This is a genomic window from Xinfangfangia pollutisoli, from assembly GCF_020179405.1.
Taxonomy (GTDB): domain Bacteria; phylum Pseudomonadota; class Alphaproteobacteria; order Rhodobacterales; family Rhodobacteraceae; genus Pseudogemmobacter; species Pseudogemmobacter pollutisoli.
The window spans coordinates 133,600-150,052 of record NZ_JAICBZ010000001.1; the positions used below are offsets into that span (position 1 = coordinate 133,600).

The 16,453-nt window shown below is 67.3% G+C and carries 14 protein-coding genes; 1 reads left to right on the forward strand and 13 read right to left on the reverse strand.

The genetic code is table 11. The features are described from left to right. Nucleotides 1-6 precede the first annotated feature (6 nt). Together K1Y73_RS00600 and K1Y73_RS00605 are read right to left on the reverse strand one after the other, a co-directional pair. Nucleotides 7-1,119, reverse strand: a complete 1,113-nt coding sequence (locus K1Y73_RS00600) for a ParB/RepB/Spo0J family partition protein (protein ID WP_225025966.1) — start codon at nucleotides 1,117-1,119, stop codon at nucleotides 7-9. Between the two features lie 13 nt (nucleotides 1,120-1,132). Beyond that, a complete protein-coding gene (locus K1Y73_RS00605; RefSeq protein ID WP_225025967.1) occupies nucleotides 1,133-2,428 on the reverse strand; it encodes an AAA family ATPase in 1,296 nt (431 codons plus the stop codon). 513 nt (nucleotides 2,429-2,941) lie between these two features. Between K1Y73_RS00605 and K1Y73_RS00610 the strand changes: the two genes are divergently transcribed. Further along, the gene (locus K1Y73_RS00610) at nucleotides 2,942-3,637 is read left to right on the forward strand and encodes a DnaA N-terminal domain-containing protein (protein ID WP_225025968.1); all 696 of its coding nucleotides are present in this window, start codon (nucleotides 2,942-2,944) and stop codon (nucleotides 3,635-3,637) included. A gap of 25 nt (nucleotides 3,638-3,662) precedes the next feature. On the opposite strand, the gene mnhG is transcribed toward K1Y73_RS00610, so the two are convergent. The 11 genes from mnhG to K1Y73_RS00665 all read right to left on the reverse strand — a co-directional run bounded on the left by mnhG (nucleotide 3,663) and on the right by K1Y73_RS00665 (nucleotide 16,442). Then, nucleotides 3,663-4,046: a monovalent cation/H(+) antiporter subunit G gene (gene mnhG / locus K1Y73_RS00615; RefSeq protein ID WP_225025969.1), complete on the reverse strand. Its 384-nt coding sequence runs from the start codon at nucleotides 4,044-4,046 to the stop codon at nucleotides 3,663-3,665. After that, nucleotides 4,043-4,321, reverse strand: coding sequence for a K+/H+ antiporter subunit F (locus K1Y73_RS00620; RefSeq protein WP_225025970.1), 279 nt, complete (start codon nucleotides 4,319-4,321; stop codon nucleotides 4,043-4,045). Before K1Y73_RS00620 ends, mnhG begins: the two co-directional genes overlap by 4 nt. Continuing rightward, nucleotides 4,318-4,806 (reverse strand): Na+/H+ antiporter subunit E, encoded by a 489-nt coding sequence (locus tag K1Y73_RS00625; RefSeq protein ID WP_225025971.1) that lies wholly within the window; start codon nucleotides 4,804-4,806, stop codon nucleotides 4,318-4,320. Before K1Y73_RS00625 ends, K1Y73_RS00620 begins: the two co-directional genes overlap by 4 nt. Beyond that, nucleotides 4,803-6,476 carry a monovalent cation/H+ antiporter subunit D gene (locus K1Y73_RS00630; protein WP_225025972.1) on the reverse strand — a complete coding sequence of 558 codons (1,674 nt, stop codon included), beginning with the start codon at nucleotides 6,474-6,476 and terminating at the stop codon, nucleotides 4,803-4,805. Before K1Y73_RS00630 ends, K1Y73_RS00625 begins: the two co-directional genes overlap by 4 nt. Next, the gene (locus tag K1Y73_RS00635; RefSeq protein ID WP_225025973.1) at nucleotides 6,473-6,817 is read right to left on the reverse strand and encodes a Na+/H+ antiporter subunit C; all 345 of its coding nucleotides are present in this window, start codon (nucleotides 6,815-6,817) and stop codon (nucleotides 6,473-6,475) included. The genes K1Y73_RS00630 and K1Y73_RS00635 overlap by 4 nt, the downstream gene beginning before the upstream one ends. Then, nucleotides 6,817-9,705, reverse strand: a complete 2,889-nt coding sequence (locus tag K1Y73_RS00640; RefSeq protein WP_225025974.1) for a monovalent cation/H+ antiporter subunit A — start codon at nucleotides 9,703-9,705, stop codon at nucleotides 6,817-6,819. The genes K1Y73_RS00635 and K1Y73_RS00640 overlap by 1 nt, the downstream gene beginning before the upstream one ends. Nucleotides 9,706-9,990: 285 nt before the next feature. Then, on the reverse strand, nucleotides 9,991-11,391 hold the full coding sequence (locus K1Y73_RS00645; RefSeq protein WP_225025975.1) for an FAD-binding oxidoreductase: 1,401 nt from the start codon (nucleotides 11,389-11,391) through the stop codon (nucleotides 9,991-9,993). Between the two features lie 18 nt (nucleotides 11,392-11,409). Beyond that, nucleotides 11,410-13,059, reverse strand: coding sequence for an acyl-CoA synthetase (locus tag K1Y73_RS00650; RefSeq protein ID WP_225025976.1), 1,650 nt, complete (start codon nucleotides 13,057-13,059; stop codon nucleotides 11,410-11,412). 100 nt (nucleotides 13,060-13,159) lie between these two features. Continuing rightward, nucleotides 13,160-13,552 (reverse strand): rhodanese-like domain-containing protein, encoded by a 393-nt coding sequence (locus tag K1Y73_RS00655; protein WP_225025977.1) that lies wholly within the window; start codon nucleotides 13,550-13,552, stop codon nucleotides 13,160-13,162. A gap of 2 nt (nucleotides 13,553-13,554) precedes the next feature. Next, complete coding sequence (locus K1Y73_RS00660) at nucleotides 13,555-14,124, reverse strand: peroxidase-related enzyme (RefSeq protein WP_225025978.1); 570 nt, start codon at nucleotides 14,122-14,124, stop codon at nucleotides 13,555-13,557. After that, nucleotides 14,121-16,442, reverse strand: a complete 2,322-nt coding sequence (locus K1Y73_RS00665; protein WP_225025979.1) for a molybdopterin guanine dinucleotide-containing S/N-oxide reductase — start codon at nucleotides 16,440-16,442, stop codon at nucleotides 14,121-14,123. The genes K1Y73_RS00660 and K1Y73_RS00665 overlap by 4 nt, the downstream gene beginning before the upstream one ends. Between the last annotated feature and the right edge of the window lie 11 nt (nucleotides 16,443-16,453).

Here is a 16,453-nt window from a genome sequence, read left to right on the forward strand (position 1 = left end):
GGAAGATCAATCGTCCAGCTGATCCAGCATCAGCCGCACCGCCTGTTCCAGCCGCCGCCGGTCGATGGTGGTGAAATCGCGGTCGATCTGGATTTCCAGCTTGCCCACCGCCGCCACGCACTTCGCCCGGCCCGTGCGACGGTCGAACTGAAAGCTGGTCTTGGCGCGGCCCGGACGCGGCGCCGCGGACTGCGATGGCGCGGCGGCGGCGACCGGCGCCTCCTCGTCGTCGCCCTGCCCCAGCATCCGCCGCAACAGCGCCAGTTCGTCCTGGACCGAGCGGTTGTCATGCCGCTTCAGCTCGGCCCGCAGCGCTGGCGCGAAACCTTCGTCTTCCTCCAGCCGCTTGGCCAGCGCCAGGCCCAGGCGGCGGGGGATTTCCTCGATATAGGCCAGGTCGCGGCCCAGGCGCTGCACCAGCGGCAGGAAGGCGCGGATATAGCTGCGCTTCTGGTAGCCGGCCGAGCGGAACAGGATCGCCACCGCCTTGTCGGGATCATTGTTGCCCACGATCGGATCGGCGGCGTAATCGGCGGCCAGCTGCGCCATTTCGGCAAAGGAAATGTCCTTGCGGACCAGGTTCTCGTCGACCATCCGGCGATACAGCGCATCCAGCCCCTCGCCCGGCGGGCTGACGGCGGCCGGGATGGCGCCGTAGCGTTCGGCATCGCCGGTCTCTTCCAGCAGCGCCCGATAGGCCGACAGCCGGCGATAACCCTGCACCAGTTCGAACCGGCCATCGGCCCGCGCTTCCACCCGGATCGGGTTCGACAGGCCCAGATCGCGGATCGAATCGGTCAGCTCTTTCAGCTCGAAATCCGGGCCCTTCTTGCGGTCGCGCACCAGCTTTTTCATGTCGATCAGGTCCAGCGCCACCGGCTCCAGCACCAGACCCAGCCGCTTCAGGCGCATGTGTTCATGCGCCAGCGCGTCATTTTCGGCACGGATCGCCGCCTCGATCCCGGCGCGTTCGCGCACCGTATCGACGGTTTCCGCGATGGCCGAGGCCATGGGCCCGCGGCGGGCGGGCGGATCTGTGGGCTTCCCCGCGGGGAAGGTCTGCTCGGGCGCGGCATCCTCGGGCAGGTCGATGTCGAACATCCGGCGCTTCTTGCTCATGGCGCGGCCCCTTTCAGATCTTGTCCCAGGCCGCGACGGTGCTGGCCTTGAATTCCTCATAGGCGCGATCAAAGCTGGCCCGCGCCCGCCGCCAGGTTTCCCGCGTCATCTCCCGATAGTCGATCTCATAGACCGAGGCGAGGAAGCGGCCCGATTGTTCGACCGCGCGGGTCATCTCGATCGGGTGTTCGGCCACATGATCGCCAAAGACCTTGCGGAAGGCTTCGAACATCGCGCGATGCAGGTCATTGCCCGGCTCGTAGCGGGTCATCAGGAAGCGGATATCGGTAAAGGCCTTGGGCAGGGCGATCTTCCCCGCGGGGAAGGTTGACCCGAAGCCCGACAGGTCGGCCAGCGCCTCGGCCAGCTGGCCGATGAAGGAGGTGGTCGAATCGTATTCCCAATAGCCGGGGCCTGAGGGGATATAGAGCATGTCTGCCGCGAAGACCGCGTTCATCGACTGGTAGCCGATGGCGGGCGGGCAATCGAACAGGATCAGGTCGTAATCGTCATCGGCCAGCCCGTCGAGATAGCGCGACACGGCGGCGAAGAAGGACCATTCCGGGTTCAGGTGCCGGTACTGGGCGCTGGCGAATTCGACGAAGGCCGCGTTGGCGCAGGAGGGGATGATGTCGATCGTCGACCAGGCGGTGGGCTTGATGAAGTCGGCATGGCGCAGCTCGCCCAGGCCCAGGTCGCGGATCGAGGCCGGGATCTGCCGGCGGGGCAGGGCGGTGCCCGAGGCGGCGCCGGTCGCGGTGCCGGCGTTCATCCGGTCGGTCTCGCGGATCAGGTCGCGGGCCATGATGCCCCAGACCGTATAATCCTCGGCCACATCGGTCAGGCCCATGGAATGCGACAGCGTGGCCTGGGGGTCGAAGTCGACGACAAGGATGCGGTAGCCGTCCAGCGCGGCCGCATGCGCGAGGTGCAGCGCCACGGTCGACTTGCCGGCGCCGCCCTTGAAGTTGGCGACGGCGGCGCGGAAGGCGCGCTTGCCGGCGGGGCGGGGGGGCATCAGCGACTTGCGGTTGATCTTCATCTTGCGCCGCAGCTCGTTGATCTCGTCCAGCGTGAACCAGCGCTGGCGGCCATCGGGTTCGACCTCGCCGCCCGGAAGGTCGGGCTCGGAGGCCAGCCGGCCGCGGAAGGTGGACTGGTTGATCCGGAAGATCAGCTCGGACACTTCCCAGGACGAGAAGCGGCGGAGCGTCTTGCGGTTCTCGGGGCTGAAGGTCTGCTGGCGGATCCAGTTCTGCATCTTCAGCGACTGGGCCTGCATACGGGCCAGGTCTTCATGCGTGTACATCTTTGCCTCGGTCGCAACGTTAATTCTTGTCGATTTGAGAATTACGCCGGATTTGCCAGAAATGCAAAAGCGAAGTTAGACTATGTGCAGGCCAGGAGCGTCCTGCGCCGCGGAAGGGCCAAGACCTTCCCCGCGGGGAAGATTTCCGGGCCGGGCCCGCCGAATCGGGCCGAATCGGGGGCCTGCGGCGGCAGGCGGGGCGGACGCGGGATTTGCGGGGGGCACGCCGCATATTGGGGGACATGCCCGGGCGCCCCGCAGCATATTGGGGGACATTTCTGTCCGATTACGGGACAGACAAGCCGTCCCCCAATACCATTGAACCCATTTCAGATTCGAAATGGTTGGGGCAGGGGTCGGCAGATCTGCAGGTCGATCTTGACAGAATCGAAACGGCGGACGTTAATGGCGGACAAGCAAACAAGAACGTTGAGTTCGGCTCCGCAGCGCCCCCTGCGAATGGTCGGACCAGAGGCAGGCCGGTCCCCCCGGCAGAGGCGACAGGAGAACCCCATGCAGCTTCCCCGGCCCGTCGGCCGCGAGGCGGCGTCCCGGAAGTATGATATCCTTTCGGCGCTGATGGCCTTTGCCCTGGCCCAGGACAAGCATGTGCAGCGGCTGGTCCTGCGGATCATGGCGCTGATCACCAGCCGCTACAACTGGCAGCGCGACGAGCTGTCGGTCGGCCAGGCCGAGATCGCCCGGCTGTGGTCGGTCGACGAACGCACGGTCAAGCGCGAGATGGCGCGGCTGCGGGCGCAGGGCTGGCTGGTGCAGAAACGCCAGGGCGCCCGCGGACGGGTCAGCGTCTATGGGCTGGATCTGGAGCGGATGCTGGAAGACACCCGCCCCGCCTGGCCGCGGATCGGGCCGGATTTCGTGGCGCGGCTGGGCGGGCAGGCCGAGACCGAGCCCGCCGCCTCGGCCGCCTCGAATGTGGTGCCTCTGCGCGCGGTGGCAGCCCCGCAGCCGGTGGCCGATGGCTCGACCTGGGCCGAGGCGCAGGCCCGGCTTCTGGCGCAGGATGCGGCCAGCTATGGCGCCTGGTTCCATCCGCTGACCGAGGCGGGGCTGGAGGACGGCCGGATCACCCTGGCCGCGCCGACGCGGTTTCACGCCTCATATGTGATGACGCATCTGCAGCCGCGGCTGCTGGCGGCGCTGCGGGCGGCCGATCCGTCGATCGCGGCGGTGCAGGTGATCGCGTAGCGGCAGCGGTAGGGCAGGGGGCCCTTTAGGCCTTATCCGCGCCCTCAGGCGCCGGTTCGGTCCGCGGCGGGGCAGGGGGCACATCGCCGCGCCCCTCGGTCCGGTCGCGGTGCAGGGCGGCGCGGCCCAGAACCATCAGCGTGACGGGCGTGGTGGCCATGACGCAGATGCCGATCACCAGCTCGTGCAGGAAGACCCGGTCTTCGGCCCAGGACCAGGACAGGGCCGAGGCCAGAAGGATGGCCGCCGTGCCCCAGCTGGTGCCCAGAGTGGGGGCATGGATGCGGTCGTAGAAGCTTTTCAGATGCAGAAGCCCGAAGGCGCCCAGCAGGGTCAGCGTGCTGCCCAGCACCAGAAACCCCGCGACCGGCAGGATCAGCCAGGGCGGCAGACCTTCAAGCCCGCTCATTCGATCACCTCGCCGCGCAGCAGGAACTTGCCCAGGGTGACGGTGCTGACAAAGCCCGCGACAGCGATGATCAGGGCGGCCTCGAACAGGAAGGGCGTGCCCAGCCGCATGCCGGTGACGATGAACAGCAGCATGATGACGATATACAGCGCATCCAGCCCCAGAACCCGGTCCTGCGCCCTGGGGCCGATCAGGATGCGCGCAGCGGCCAGGCAGGCGGCCAGGGCAAGGGTGATCTGGGCATAGGTCAGCGCGACCCAGAGCAGCGTGGTCATGCGAACACCTCCAACAGCAGGGCTTCGTAGCGGTCGCGGATCAGCGCCCGCCAGCCATCCTCGTCGATCATGTCGAAGACATGCAGCAGCAGCACGCCGCTTTCCTGATCGTATTCCAGCCAGGCCGTGCCGGGGGTGGCGGTGACGATCACCGCCAGAAGCGCCAGCCCGACCGGGTTCTGCAGCCGGAGCGGAATGTCGACAAAGGCCGAGCGGCGGGCGCCGTGGCGGCCATTGGTCAGCATCAGCCGGGCCACCGCCCAGTTCGAGCGCAGGATGTCCAGCGTGACGATGCCGAACAGCCGGATCAGCGCCGGCCAGGACCGGATGCGCGGCGCCGGCGGCTCGATCCGGGCCAGGGCCAGGCCCGCGATGACCGCGATGGCCGAGCCCAGGACCAGATGGCCCAGCGAGAAGCGGGTCAGCATCAGCCACATCAGCACCAGGGCGGCCGACAGCAGGGGATGGGGCAGAAGGCGCATCATTTGGCCTCCTTTGCAGCGGCGGCGGCCGCGGCCGCTTCGGCGGCATCTTCGGCCTCATCGGCGGCGCGGGGGGCGCCCAGCACGCCTTCGGCATAGATCGCGGGCCGCAGCAGGGCCGAGGCGGTCTTTTCCATGTAGCGCAGGGTCACATCGGCCTTGAAGGTCAGGAACAGGATCATGCCGATCAAGGCGATCACCGGGGCGATTTCCAGCGCCAGGACCTGGGGCGGTTCGCCCTCGCTGGCCCAGAAGGTCTGGATGCCGACGCGCACCAGGCCCAGAAGCGTGGCAAAGCCCGACAGGATCAGCAGGGTGATGAAGGTCCAGGACAGGACCGGCGTGGCCGCCCCGTCGCGCAGCAGCCCCTGCAGCATCCCGAGCTTGCCCAGGAAGCCCGACAGGGGCGGCAGGCCCGCCAGCACCAGCACACAGGCGCCGAAGGCCAGGCCCAGTACGGTCAGCGTGCCCGGGATGGCCAGGCCCACTTCGGGCTGGCGGTCCTCCTCGCGGTCGTCCAGCCCATAGGCATCGGCGGTCAGCGCCAGAAGGGCGGCAATGCCGCCTTCCTCGCGGCTCATCGGTTCGATCAGCAGGAACAGCGCGCTGATGGCCAGGGTCGAGGACAGAAGGTAGAACAGCGCCGCGGCCAGGATCTGCACGCTGCCGCCCAGCAGCACGAAGCCCGCGGCGGCCAGGACCGTGCCGGACGAGACCAGCACCATATGCGCGGCCATCCGCCCCAGCCCCTGCGAGGCCAGGACCCCCAGGAAGCCGAAGGTCACGGTGGCCATGCCGCCCAGGATCAGCACCTCGCCGCCGAAGCCGGCCGAGACGCCGGCGCTGGCGCCGAACAGCAGGAAGACCAGGCGCAGGATCGCATAGACGCCGACCTTGGTCATGATGGCGAACATGGCGGTGACCGGGGCGGCGCCGGCCATATAGGCGGTGGGCAGCCAGAAGGACAGCGGCCAGATCCCGGCCTTGATCAGGAAGGCCAGGCCCATGAAGGCGGCGCCGGCCTGCAGCAGCGGGCGCTGCGCCTCGGGCAGGGTGGGGACGATGTTCGACAGATGCGCCATGCTGAGCGTGCCGGTGGCGCCGTAGATCAGGCTGACGCCGATCAGGAACAGCAGCGAACCGGCCAGGTTGATGGCGATGTAATGCATGCCGCCCAAGACGCGCAGCTGCCCGCCGCCATGCAGCAACAGCCCGTAGGACGCCGCCAGCAGCAATTCGAAGAACACGAAGAGGTTGAACAGGTCGCCGGTCAGGAAGGCGCCGTTCAGCCCCATCAGCAGGAACTGGAACATGCTGTAGAAATGCTGGCCCTGGCGCGACCAGGCGGCGGCGGCATAGACCAGGGCGGGCAGGGCCAGAAGCCCGGTCAGCACCAGCATCATCGCCGACAGCCGGTCGATCACCAGCACGATGCCCCAGGGCGCCGCCCAGTCGCCCAGCAGATAGAAGCCGATGTCATTGTCGCCGACCAGCTCGCTGCCCTCGGCGCGGACCAGAAGCTCGATCGCGACCAGCAGGGTGGCCAGGACCGAGGCCAGGCTGATCACCAGTTTGGCGCTGCGCTGGCGTTCGTCATAGACCAGCATCAGCGCCCCGGCGAAGAACGGGATCAGGATCGGAGCGATGATCAGGTGATCGGGTCCGGGCATCATTGCTCGGTCTCCCTTCCGTCGACATGGTCATTGCCGGTCAGCCCGCGTGCGGCGATCAGCACCACCAGAAACAGCGCCGTGGTGGCAAAGCTGATGACGATTGCGGTCAGGACCAGCGCCTGGGGCACCGGATCGGCATAGGCGGCGGGGTTGACGAAACCGCCGCGCGGCATGATGGCCGGCGCCCCCACGGTCAGCCGGCCCATCGAGAAGATGAACAGGTTGACCGCATAGGACAGAAGGCAAAGGCCGATGATGACCTGGAAGGTCCGCGGCCGCAGCAACAGCCAGATCCCCGATCCGGCGAAGATGCCGATCACCAGCGACAGCACAAGTTCCATCACAGGCCCTCCGTTTCACTGCGCGCCGCGGCGTCGCGTTCGCGCAGGCGGGCGATCCGCAGCGCCTGGTGCGCGATGGCGACCAGCATCAGCACCGTCGCGCCCATGACCAGGGCGAAGACCCCGGCATCGAACAGAAGCGCCGTCGCCGCCGGAACCTTGCCGATCAGCGGCAGGTCGACATATTGCGCATGCGCGGTCAGGAACGGATAGCCGAACAGGAAGGCGCCGACGCCGGTCAGCCCCGCCACCAACAGGCCCGCCCCCATCCATTTGATCGGCAGCACGGTCAGCCGCGCCTCGATCCAGCGCACGTCATGGGCCAGATATTGCAGCAGGAAGGCGATCGAAACGGTCACCCCGGCCGAAAAGCCGCCGCCCGGCAGATCATGGCCGCGGAAGAACAGATAGGCCGCCAGCACGATCAGCACCGGGAACATCCAGCGCATGATCACCGAAGGCACCAGCAGCACCTCGGTGATGCTGCGCTGTTCGGGACCGGTCTGGTCGGCCGGCTGGTCGATGCTTTCCGGCGCCGGACGGAAGCGGCGCAAGAGCGCATAGACGCTGATGCCCACGATCGCCAGCACGGTGATTTCGCCGAATGTGTCGAAGGCGCGGAAATCGACCAGGATCACATTGACCACATTGGTGCCGCCGCCCTCGCTATAGGCGTTGCGCAGGAACCAGTTGCCGACATTCGAGATATGCGGCCAGGTCATCATCACATAGGCGATGGCCGACAGGCCGGCCCCGGCGACGACGGCGATGACGAAATCACGGCCGCGGCGCAGGCGGGCGGGCAGAAGCCGGTCCTCGGCGATCTCTTCGCGCCGCTTGGGCAGCCAGCGCAGGCCCAGAAGCAGAAGCACGGTGGTGACGATCTCGACCAGAAGCTGGGTCACCGCCAGATCGGGCGCGGAAAGCCAGGCGAAGGTCAGGCAGGTGACCGCGCCGGCCCCGCCCAGCAGCACGACGGCGGCGAAGCGGTGGTACTTGGCCATCCAGGCCGCGCCGATGGCGCAGGCGCCGCCGACCAGCCACATCACCGCGAAAGACGGGTTCAGCGGGGTGGCCAGCGGTTGCGGCGCCTGGCGCAACCCGCCCCAAAGCGTGGCCACACCCGCCGCCACCGCCAGAAGCACGATGATGCGCAGCTGCGGCTGCAGCCGGTCGGCCCCGATCAGGCGATGCGCCTGGCGGGGGAATTTCCAGGTCAACAGCAGCAGCAGCCGTTCGAACACCCGCTGCGCCCGCAGCCGGTGCAACAGCGGCGGGCCTTCGGGCCCGGCGGCGATCCGGTCGCGGAACAGCATGTACAGCACCACCCCGCCGACCAGGGCGATCAGGCTCATCCCCAGGGGCAGGGTGAAGCCGTGCCAGATCGCGATATCGGTATAGGGCAGATCGGCGCCCAGAACCGAGCGGGCGGCGACATGCAGGGTCGGGCCCAGGGTCTGGTCGGGGAAGATGCCGACGATCAGGCAGACCAGCACCAAAAGCTCGACTGGGTGGCGCATCCAGCCCGGCGGCTCGTGCGGGGTCTTGGGCAGGTCGGTCGCGGGCGGGCCGAAGAACACGCTGGCGATGAAGCGCAGCGAATAGGCCACGGCGAAGACCCCGGCCAGCGTGGCCAGATAGGCCAGCGAATCGTCCAGCCAGGATCCGTTGTGCCAGTCGGCCGCCTCGGCGAAGAACATCTCCTTGGACAGGAAGCCGTTCAGCAGCGGCACCCCCGCCATGGCGGCCGAGGCGACGATGGCCAGGCTGCCGGTGACCGGCATGGCGCGGATGAGCCCGCTGAGCCGGCGCATGTCGCGGGTGCCGGTTTCGTGGTCGATGATGCCGGCGGCCATGAACAGGCTGGCCTTGAACACCGCATGATTGGCGATGTGGAAGATCGCGGCCAGGATGGCGGCCTGGCTGCCGATCCCGGCCAGGGCGGTGATCAGGCCCAGATGGCTGATGGTGGAATAGGCGAGCAAGCCCTTCAGGTCATGGCGGAACAGCGCGATCAGCGAGCCGAGGACCAGCGTCACCATGCCGGTGCCGGTGACGGCATAGAACCACAGATCGGTCTGCCCCATGACCGGCGAAAAGCGCACCAGCAGGAAGACCCCGGCCTTCACCATGGTCGCCGAATGCAGGAAGGCCGAGACCGGCGTGGGCGCGGCCATGGCGCCGGGCAGCCAGAAATGGAACGGCATCTGCGCCGATTTGGTGAAGGCGCCCAGCAGGAACAGCGTCAACAGCAGCGGATACAAAGGATCGGCGCGCACCTTGTCTCCGGCCAGCAGAACCCGGTCCAGATCGTAGCTGCCGACGATCTGGCCCAGAAGCAGCATGGCCACGAACAGGCACAGCCCGCCCAGGCCGGTGACGATCAGCGCCATGCGCGCCCCGTCGCGGGCGGCCTGGCCCTGATACCAATAGCCGATCAGCAGGAAGGACAGGATCGAGGTCAGTTCCCAGAACACCACCAACATCAATATGTTGCCCGACATCAGCATGCTGACCATGGCGCCGGTGAAGGCCATCAGGAAGGCGTAGAAGCGCGGCACCGGATCGGATTTCGACAGGTAGTAGCGGGCGTAGATCAGCACCAGAATGGCGATGCCATAGACCAGCGCCACGAACATCCAGACGAAACCGTCCATCCGGAAGGTCAGCGTCAGCCCCAGCGAGGGCACCCAATACAGCGAGGCGCGCAGCACCTGGCCATCGGCGATCGGCCCGTGCAGCGTGGCCAGGATCGGCAGGCCCACGGCCAGAAGAATTCCCGAGACCCAGGCCGCCGCACGATGTGCCGTCGTGGAAACCGTACTCGCGGCGATGGCCGCGGCGAAGGGAAGGCCGACCAGGATAAGCAGCAGGTTTTCTTCGATCATGCGCCTGGGGCAATCCTTTACACGGTCAATCGGTGGGACGGCTTCCCTTATGACACAAGTCACCAACGCGATCGCCTGCGGCGGATCGTGCCCATACCCCGGATCACTGGAAGGACGTCGCTTCCGATTAAGTCGCTCGGGATTTGGTTTCAAGTCGGGCTCAGCCAGTTTTGTTCCGCAGCGGCGGAAGTTGCGCAACTTTCTTGGCCCCGGCCCCCGGGGGAGGGGCGATATAGCGCTGAAAACGGCTTTCAGATTGGCGCCGAGGATCAGTCGGGCGTGGGATCAGCCGGCGGCGGGCATGTCGAAGATGCGACCCCGGTTCAGGATCATCTGCGGATCCAGCGCGGTTTTCAGCAGCCGCATGGTCGCGATCTGCGCGGGGCTGCGCGACAGGTGAAGGAAGGGCTTCTTGTCGACGCCGATGCCATGTTCGGCCGAGATCGAGCCGCCATAGTCTGACACCAGCTGAAGAAGCCTGGCCATGGCCGGCTCTTTCTGCGGGGTCTGGAAGACATAGTGCAGATTGCCATCGCCCAGATGGCCGAAGACATGGAAGGCGGTCTCGGGGTCGATGGCGCGCAAGGCCGCCTGGCTTTCGTGCAGGAAATCGGCGATGCGGGCCGTCGGCACGCTGATATCGCCACTGGCGACATGCTGCAGCGATCGTACATATTCGGGGCAGCCGTCGCGCAGATCCCAAAGGGCCTGAAACTCGCGCGGGGATTGCGACACCACCGCGTCCAGCGCGAGCCCCTCTTCCATCGCGGCGACCAGGCTTGCCATGAAGATCTCTTCGGCTTCGGCCGCGCCGGCCGGGGCCTGGATCTCGGCCAGCACATAGGCGGGGGCGGCTGTGGCAAGGGGCGGCGTCAGGCCCAGATGTTTGGTGACGCCATGATAGGCGCCCGGCAACATGATCTCGAAGGCCGAGAGCGTGCTGCCCACCGCGGCGCGCAGCCGCGTCAGCAGAACCAGTGCCGCTTCGATCGTCGGCAGGGCGACAAAGGCATTCGCCTCGATCACCGGGCGCGGGTGCAGGCGCAGCCGGGCGCGGGTGACGATGCCCAATGTGCCCTCGCTGCCGATGAACAGCTGGTTCAGGTCATAACCGCAATTGTCCTTCTCGACATCCTTCAGCGCCGACAGGATCGTGCCATCGGCCAGGACCGCCTCAAGCCCGGCCACCTGGGCCCGGAACATGCCATAGCGCAAGACGCGGATGCCGCCGGCATTGGTGGCGATATTGCCGCCGATCGTGGCGGTGCCGCGCGCGCCGATATCGACGCCAAAGATCTGGTCGGCGGCCAGCGCCGCCTCTTGCACGCGTTGCAGGGGCGCCCCGGCTTCGGCCAGGACCGTGGTGGCGCCGGGTTGCACGGGTTCGACCGCGGTCATCCGTTCCAGCGACAGGACGGCCTCGCCCGCCCAGATCCGATGGGCGCCGGACAGGCCGGTGCGGCCGCCCTGCACCACCAAGGGTTGGCCAAAGGCGTTGCAAGCCGCGACACCCGCCGCCACCTCGGCCGTCGATCCCGGGCGCAGCACGAAGGGCGGGCGGGCCGAGGGGCGGTTGCGCCGGTCTTCCTGATAGCGCGGATCCACGGCATCGCCGATCATCAGCGCCCGCTGCGGCAGCACCTGGGCCAGGCGGGCCAGCAAAGCTTCGGTTCTGTCTTCGGTCATCATGCCCCCCGCGCGGCCCTAGGCTTCGGCGATTTCCGTTGCACGCGCGCGCAACACGAATTTCTGGATCTTCCCGGTCGAGGTCTTCGGCAGGTCGGCAAAGACCACCCGCGCGGGCAGCTTGTATTTGGCGATCTGGTGGCGGCAATGCGCGATCAGATCGGCCTCGGTGACCGTCTGGCCCGCCCGCAGCTCGACGAAGGCGCAGGGACGTTCTCCCCATTTCGCATCCGGCATCGCCACGACGCCGCACAGCGCGACGGCGGGATGGCGATAGATCGCGTCCTCGACCTCGATCGACGAGATATTCTCGCCGCCCGAGATGATGATGTCCTTTGAGCGGTCCTTCAGCTGGATATAGCCGTCGGGATGCAGAACCCCCAGATCGCCCGAGTGGAACCAGCCCCCCGCGAAGGCCTCGGCCGTGGCGGCAGGGTTCTTCAGATAGCCCTTCATCACCACATTGCCGCGGAACATCACCTCGCCCCGCGTTTCCCCATCGGCGGGAACGGGCTGCATCGTTTCGGGGTCCAGCACGGCCAGATCCGAGAGCGACAGATAGCGCACGCCTTGCCGCGCCTTATGGGCCGCCTGATCGGCGGCGGGCAGCGCGTCCCAGTCGGCATTCCATTCATTCACCACGGTCGGCCCGTAGGTTTCGGTCAGCCCGTACAGGTGGTTGACCCGGAACCCGGCATTCGCCATCGCCTGCAGCACCGCTTCGGGCGGGGGGGCGGCGGCAGTGTTGAAGATCACCCGATGCGGCAGCGCGCGCCGTTCGGCATCGGGGGCGTTGATCAGCGTCGACATGACGATGGGCGCCCCGCACAGATGGGTCACCGCATGGTCGGCAAGGGCGGCGTAGATTGCGCCCGCCCGCACCCAGCGCAGACAGACATGGGTGCCCGCCTGAACGGCGATGGCCCAGCTGAAGCTCCACCCGTTGCAATGGAACATCGGCAGCGTCCAGAGATAGACCGGATGTTTGCCCATCTCGCCATGCAAGACATTGTTCAGCGCCATCAGCGCCGCGCCGCGATGGTGATAGACCACGCCCTTGGGGTTGCCGGTCGTACCCGAGGTATAGTTCAGCGCGATCGCATCCCATTCATCGGCGGGCAGGGACCAGGCGCCGTCAGGGTCGCCGCTGGCCAGGAAGGCATCATAGTCGAGCGTGCCGATGCGGGCGCCCCTGGGCGGACCGCCCGCAACCGGATATTCGCTGTCATCATAGTCGATCACCAGCGGCCGCACCCGGGCCAGGGCCAGCGCCTCGGCCATGACCGCCGCATATTCGCGGTCGACGATCAACACGCGGGTTTCGGCATGGTCCAGCTGAAAGGCGATGGTTGCCGCATCCGAGCGGGTGTTCAGCGCGTGCAGCACCGCCCCCCCGGCCATGGGCACCGCGTAATGGACCTGCACCATCGGCGGCACATTGGGCAGCATCACCGTGACCGTATCGCCCTTGCCGACGCCCTGCGCGATCAGCGCCGAGGCGAGGCGGCGGCAATCCTGCCACAGCCGGGCATAGGAATGACGCTGCCTTCCATGCACGATCGCCGGATGGGCCGGGTAGGTGTGGGCGGCCCGCTCAAGATAGGAAATCGGCGTCAGCGGCTGGTGATTGGCGGCGCATCGGCCAAGGCCGTCTTCGTATTTGCTCATTCTTCCCCCCTCGGGCCTGTCCCCCAAAGCCCGCCGGGCCCAGCCGCGCCGGGCCCCAGTCGTTTCGCTCCCCAGCCGTTTCGCGCCGCCGTTCCGAGCCCTAGCCGCGCCGGGGCATTTCGGCCACCGGCCGGCCCGCCGTCTTCCAGCCGCCGAAACCGCCCCGCAGGCTGCGCGCCTGCAGACCCATTTCCTGCGCGACCCGGGCCGCCAGCAGCGACCGCCAGCCGCTGGCGCAGTAGAAGACATAGGTCTTGCCTTCGGCGAAACGCGGCTTGTGATAGGGGCTGTCGGGGTCGATCCAGAATTCCAGCATTCCGCGCGGCGCATGGAAGGCGCCCGGGATCATCCCCTCGCGTTCCAATTCGCGCGGGTCGCGGATATCGACCATGACGATCTCGGGGTCCTGAAGGCGCGCCGCCATCTCGTCGCCCTCGACCGAGGTCACGACGGCCTCGGCCTCGGCCAGCATGTCCTTATATCCCTTGGCCATGCCTAGCGCCCGAGATTGTAGAATTCGTCATTGGGGCGCATGCTGGTGACATTGGCCAGCCGGTTCGACATGCCGAAGAAGGCCGAGATGGCGGCAATGTCCCAGATGTCTTCCTCGGTGAAGCCATGGGATTTCAGCAGCGCGATGTCGTCGTCGCCGACTTCGTAGGCCCGGACCGAGACTTTCACCCCGAAGTCGATCATCGCCTTCTGGCGCGGGGTGATGTCGGCCTTGCGGTAGTTGATCGCCACCTGATCGGCGATCAGCGGATCCTTGGCGCGGATGCGCAGGATCGCGCCATGGGCCACGACGCAATACTGGCACTGGTTCAGGTTCGAGGTGGCGACCACGATCATCTCGCGCTCGGCCTTGGTCAGATTGCCCGGCTTGTCCATCAGCGCGTCGTGATAGGCAAAGAAGGCGCGGAATTCATCGGGGCGATGCGCCAGCGTCAGGAACACATTCGGCACGAAGCCCGATTTTTCCTGCACGGCCAGAATGCGGTCGCGCAGGTCTTCGGGCATGTCGGCGATCTCGGGGATCGGGAAGCGGCTGATGGCGGCTGCGGTCATGAGAAATGTCCTTCACGGTTGGGCAGGAGTTCTGCCAGTTGGGCGTCATAGATCTGGATGGCATCGCCGGCATCGCCGGCATGGGGCTCGACCCGCACCAGGCAGGTCTGGGCCGAGCAGCCCTGCCCGAAGGCCGAGGTGCCGATATCAAGGGTCAGCACATTGGGGTTGCCGGCAAGCTCGGGCCCGCCTGTGTCCGAGGGGGTGAACCAGGCGCCGGTCGGCAGGATGACGACGCCCGGGGCCACGCTGTCGGTCACCCGCGCCGTGGCAAGGCAGGCCCCCCGCGCATTCCAGAGCCGCACGGTCTGCCCGTCGGCGATCTTGCGGGCGCGGGCTTCGGCGGGATGCAGCAGAACCTGTTCGCGCCCCGCCCGCCGTCCGGCGAGGCTGGCTTTGCCGGTCTCCAGCTGGCTGTGCAACCGGCCGTTGGGCTGATGCGAGATCAGGTGCAACTCGCCGGGCCCGGCCGCGCCAAGCCATTCCGCCGGCGCGATCCAGGCCGGATGCGCCCGGCAATCGGCATGGCCCAGCCGGGCCAGCGTTTCACTTCCCAGCACGATCAAGCCGCTTTCGGTATCAAGCGGATGGGCCTGCGGATCGGCGCGGTACTCGGCCAGATAGACATGGTCGCGCTGCACGGGACATTTCGCATAGCCCTGCGCCCAGAACGTGTCGAAATCGGGCATCGCGAAACCGTGGCGCTGTTGCGCATAATCGCGGCTTTCGTCGTAAAGGTGGCGGACCCAGCCCATCTCGTCGCGGCCCTCGTTGAAGGCCGGCGCCACGCCCAGCTTTTCGCAAAGCGCGTTGAAGATGTCGAAATCCGACCGGGATTGGCCCAGGGGCGCGATGGCCTGACCCATGGCCAGGATCGCATCCGAGCGCTTGTTGCCCGCAAGATCGTTGCGCTCGATCGAGGTCGAGGCGGGCAGCAGGATATCGGCGCGCCGTGCCGTGGCGGTGAACATCGGATCCTGCACGATGATCGTTTCGGGCCGGGTCCAGGCCTCGGCCAGGCGGTTCAGGTCCTGATGGTGGTGGAACGGGTTGCCGCCGGCCCAATAGATCAGCCGGATATCGGGATAGTGGCGGTCCTGGCCTTCGTAGCTGTAGGGGGCGCCGGGGTTCAGCAGCATGTCGCTGATCCGTGCGACCGGGATGAAGCTGTTGATCGGCTTCGACAATTGCGACATGGCCGGCGACTTGCCGATGGTGAAGGGCGCGCCGACCCCGCCCAGCGAGCCATAGCCGTAGCCGACCCCGCCGCCCGGCAGGCCGATCTGTCCGATCACCGCCGCCAGCCCAAGGGCGGCCCAGAACGGCTGTTCGCCATGATGGGCGCGCTGCAAGGCCCAGCTGACCGTCAGCATGCTGCGGGTTTCGGGCAAGCGGCCGGCCAGCGCCCGGATCGCCTCGGCCGGAAGGCCGGTGATCGCCGCCGCCCAATCGGCATCCTTCGGCTGGCCGTCGCTGTCGCCGCGCAGATAGGCCAGAAACAGCGGCGATCCGCTGGTGCAGCGGGCCAGGAAGTCGGCATTCTGCCGCCCGGCGCGCAGGATCTCTCCGGCCAGGCCCAGCATCAGCGCCGTGTCGGTGTTCGGGCGGATCGGCCACCATTCGGCGCCCACCCAGTCCGGCAGATCATCCTTCAGCGGCGAGACCAGGATCACCCGGACCCCGCGGTCGACGATGCGGCGCAGATAGGTTTCCAGGTAATGCGCGCCGATGCCGCCGGCCTCGCTTTGGGCGGTGCGGGGCGACATCGCGCCGAAGACCACCAGCGTCTCGCTGTGATCGGCGATGCTGTCCAGCGTGTTGGACTGGCCGCCGCAGGCGCTTTCATCGCCCAGCGTATGGCGCAGGATCACCGGCCCGGCGGCAATGGAATAGGTGTCGACATGCCCGGTGAAACCGCCGACCAGATTGAGCATCCGCTTCAGAAGGGTCGAGGCGTGGTGGAACCTGCCGCAGCTTGTCCAGCCATAGCTGCCGGCAAAGATCGCCGAATTGCCATGCTCGGCCGAGACGCGGCGGATTTCGGCGCTGACCAGATCGGTCACCTCGTCCCAGCTGACCGGCACGAACCGCTCGCGGCCACGGCCGCGCCGGTCGCTGTGCTGGCGATGGGCCAGCCAGCCCTCGCGCACCATCGGCTGCAGCACGCGGCGATCGGGCTTGGCCCATTCCGGCACCGAATGGATCAGCTCGGACGGGGCCGGATCCTGGGCAAAGGGTTCGACCCCGACGATCCGGCCATCCTGGACCAGCAGGGTATAGGCGCCCCAATGGCTGCAATGTGGAACCCGCTTGATCATCGGTCGCCTCT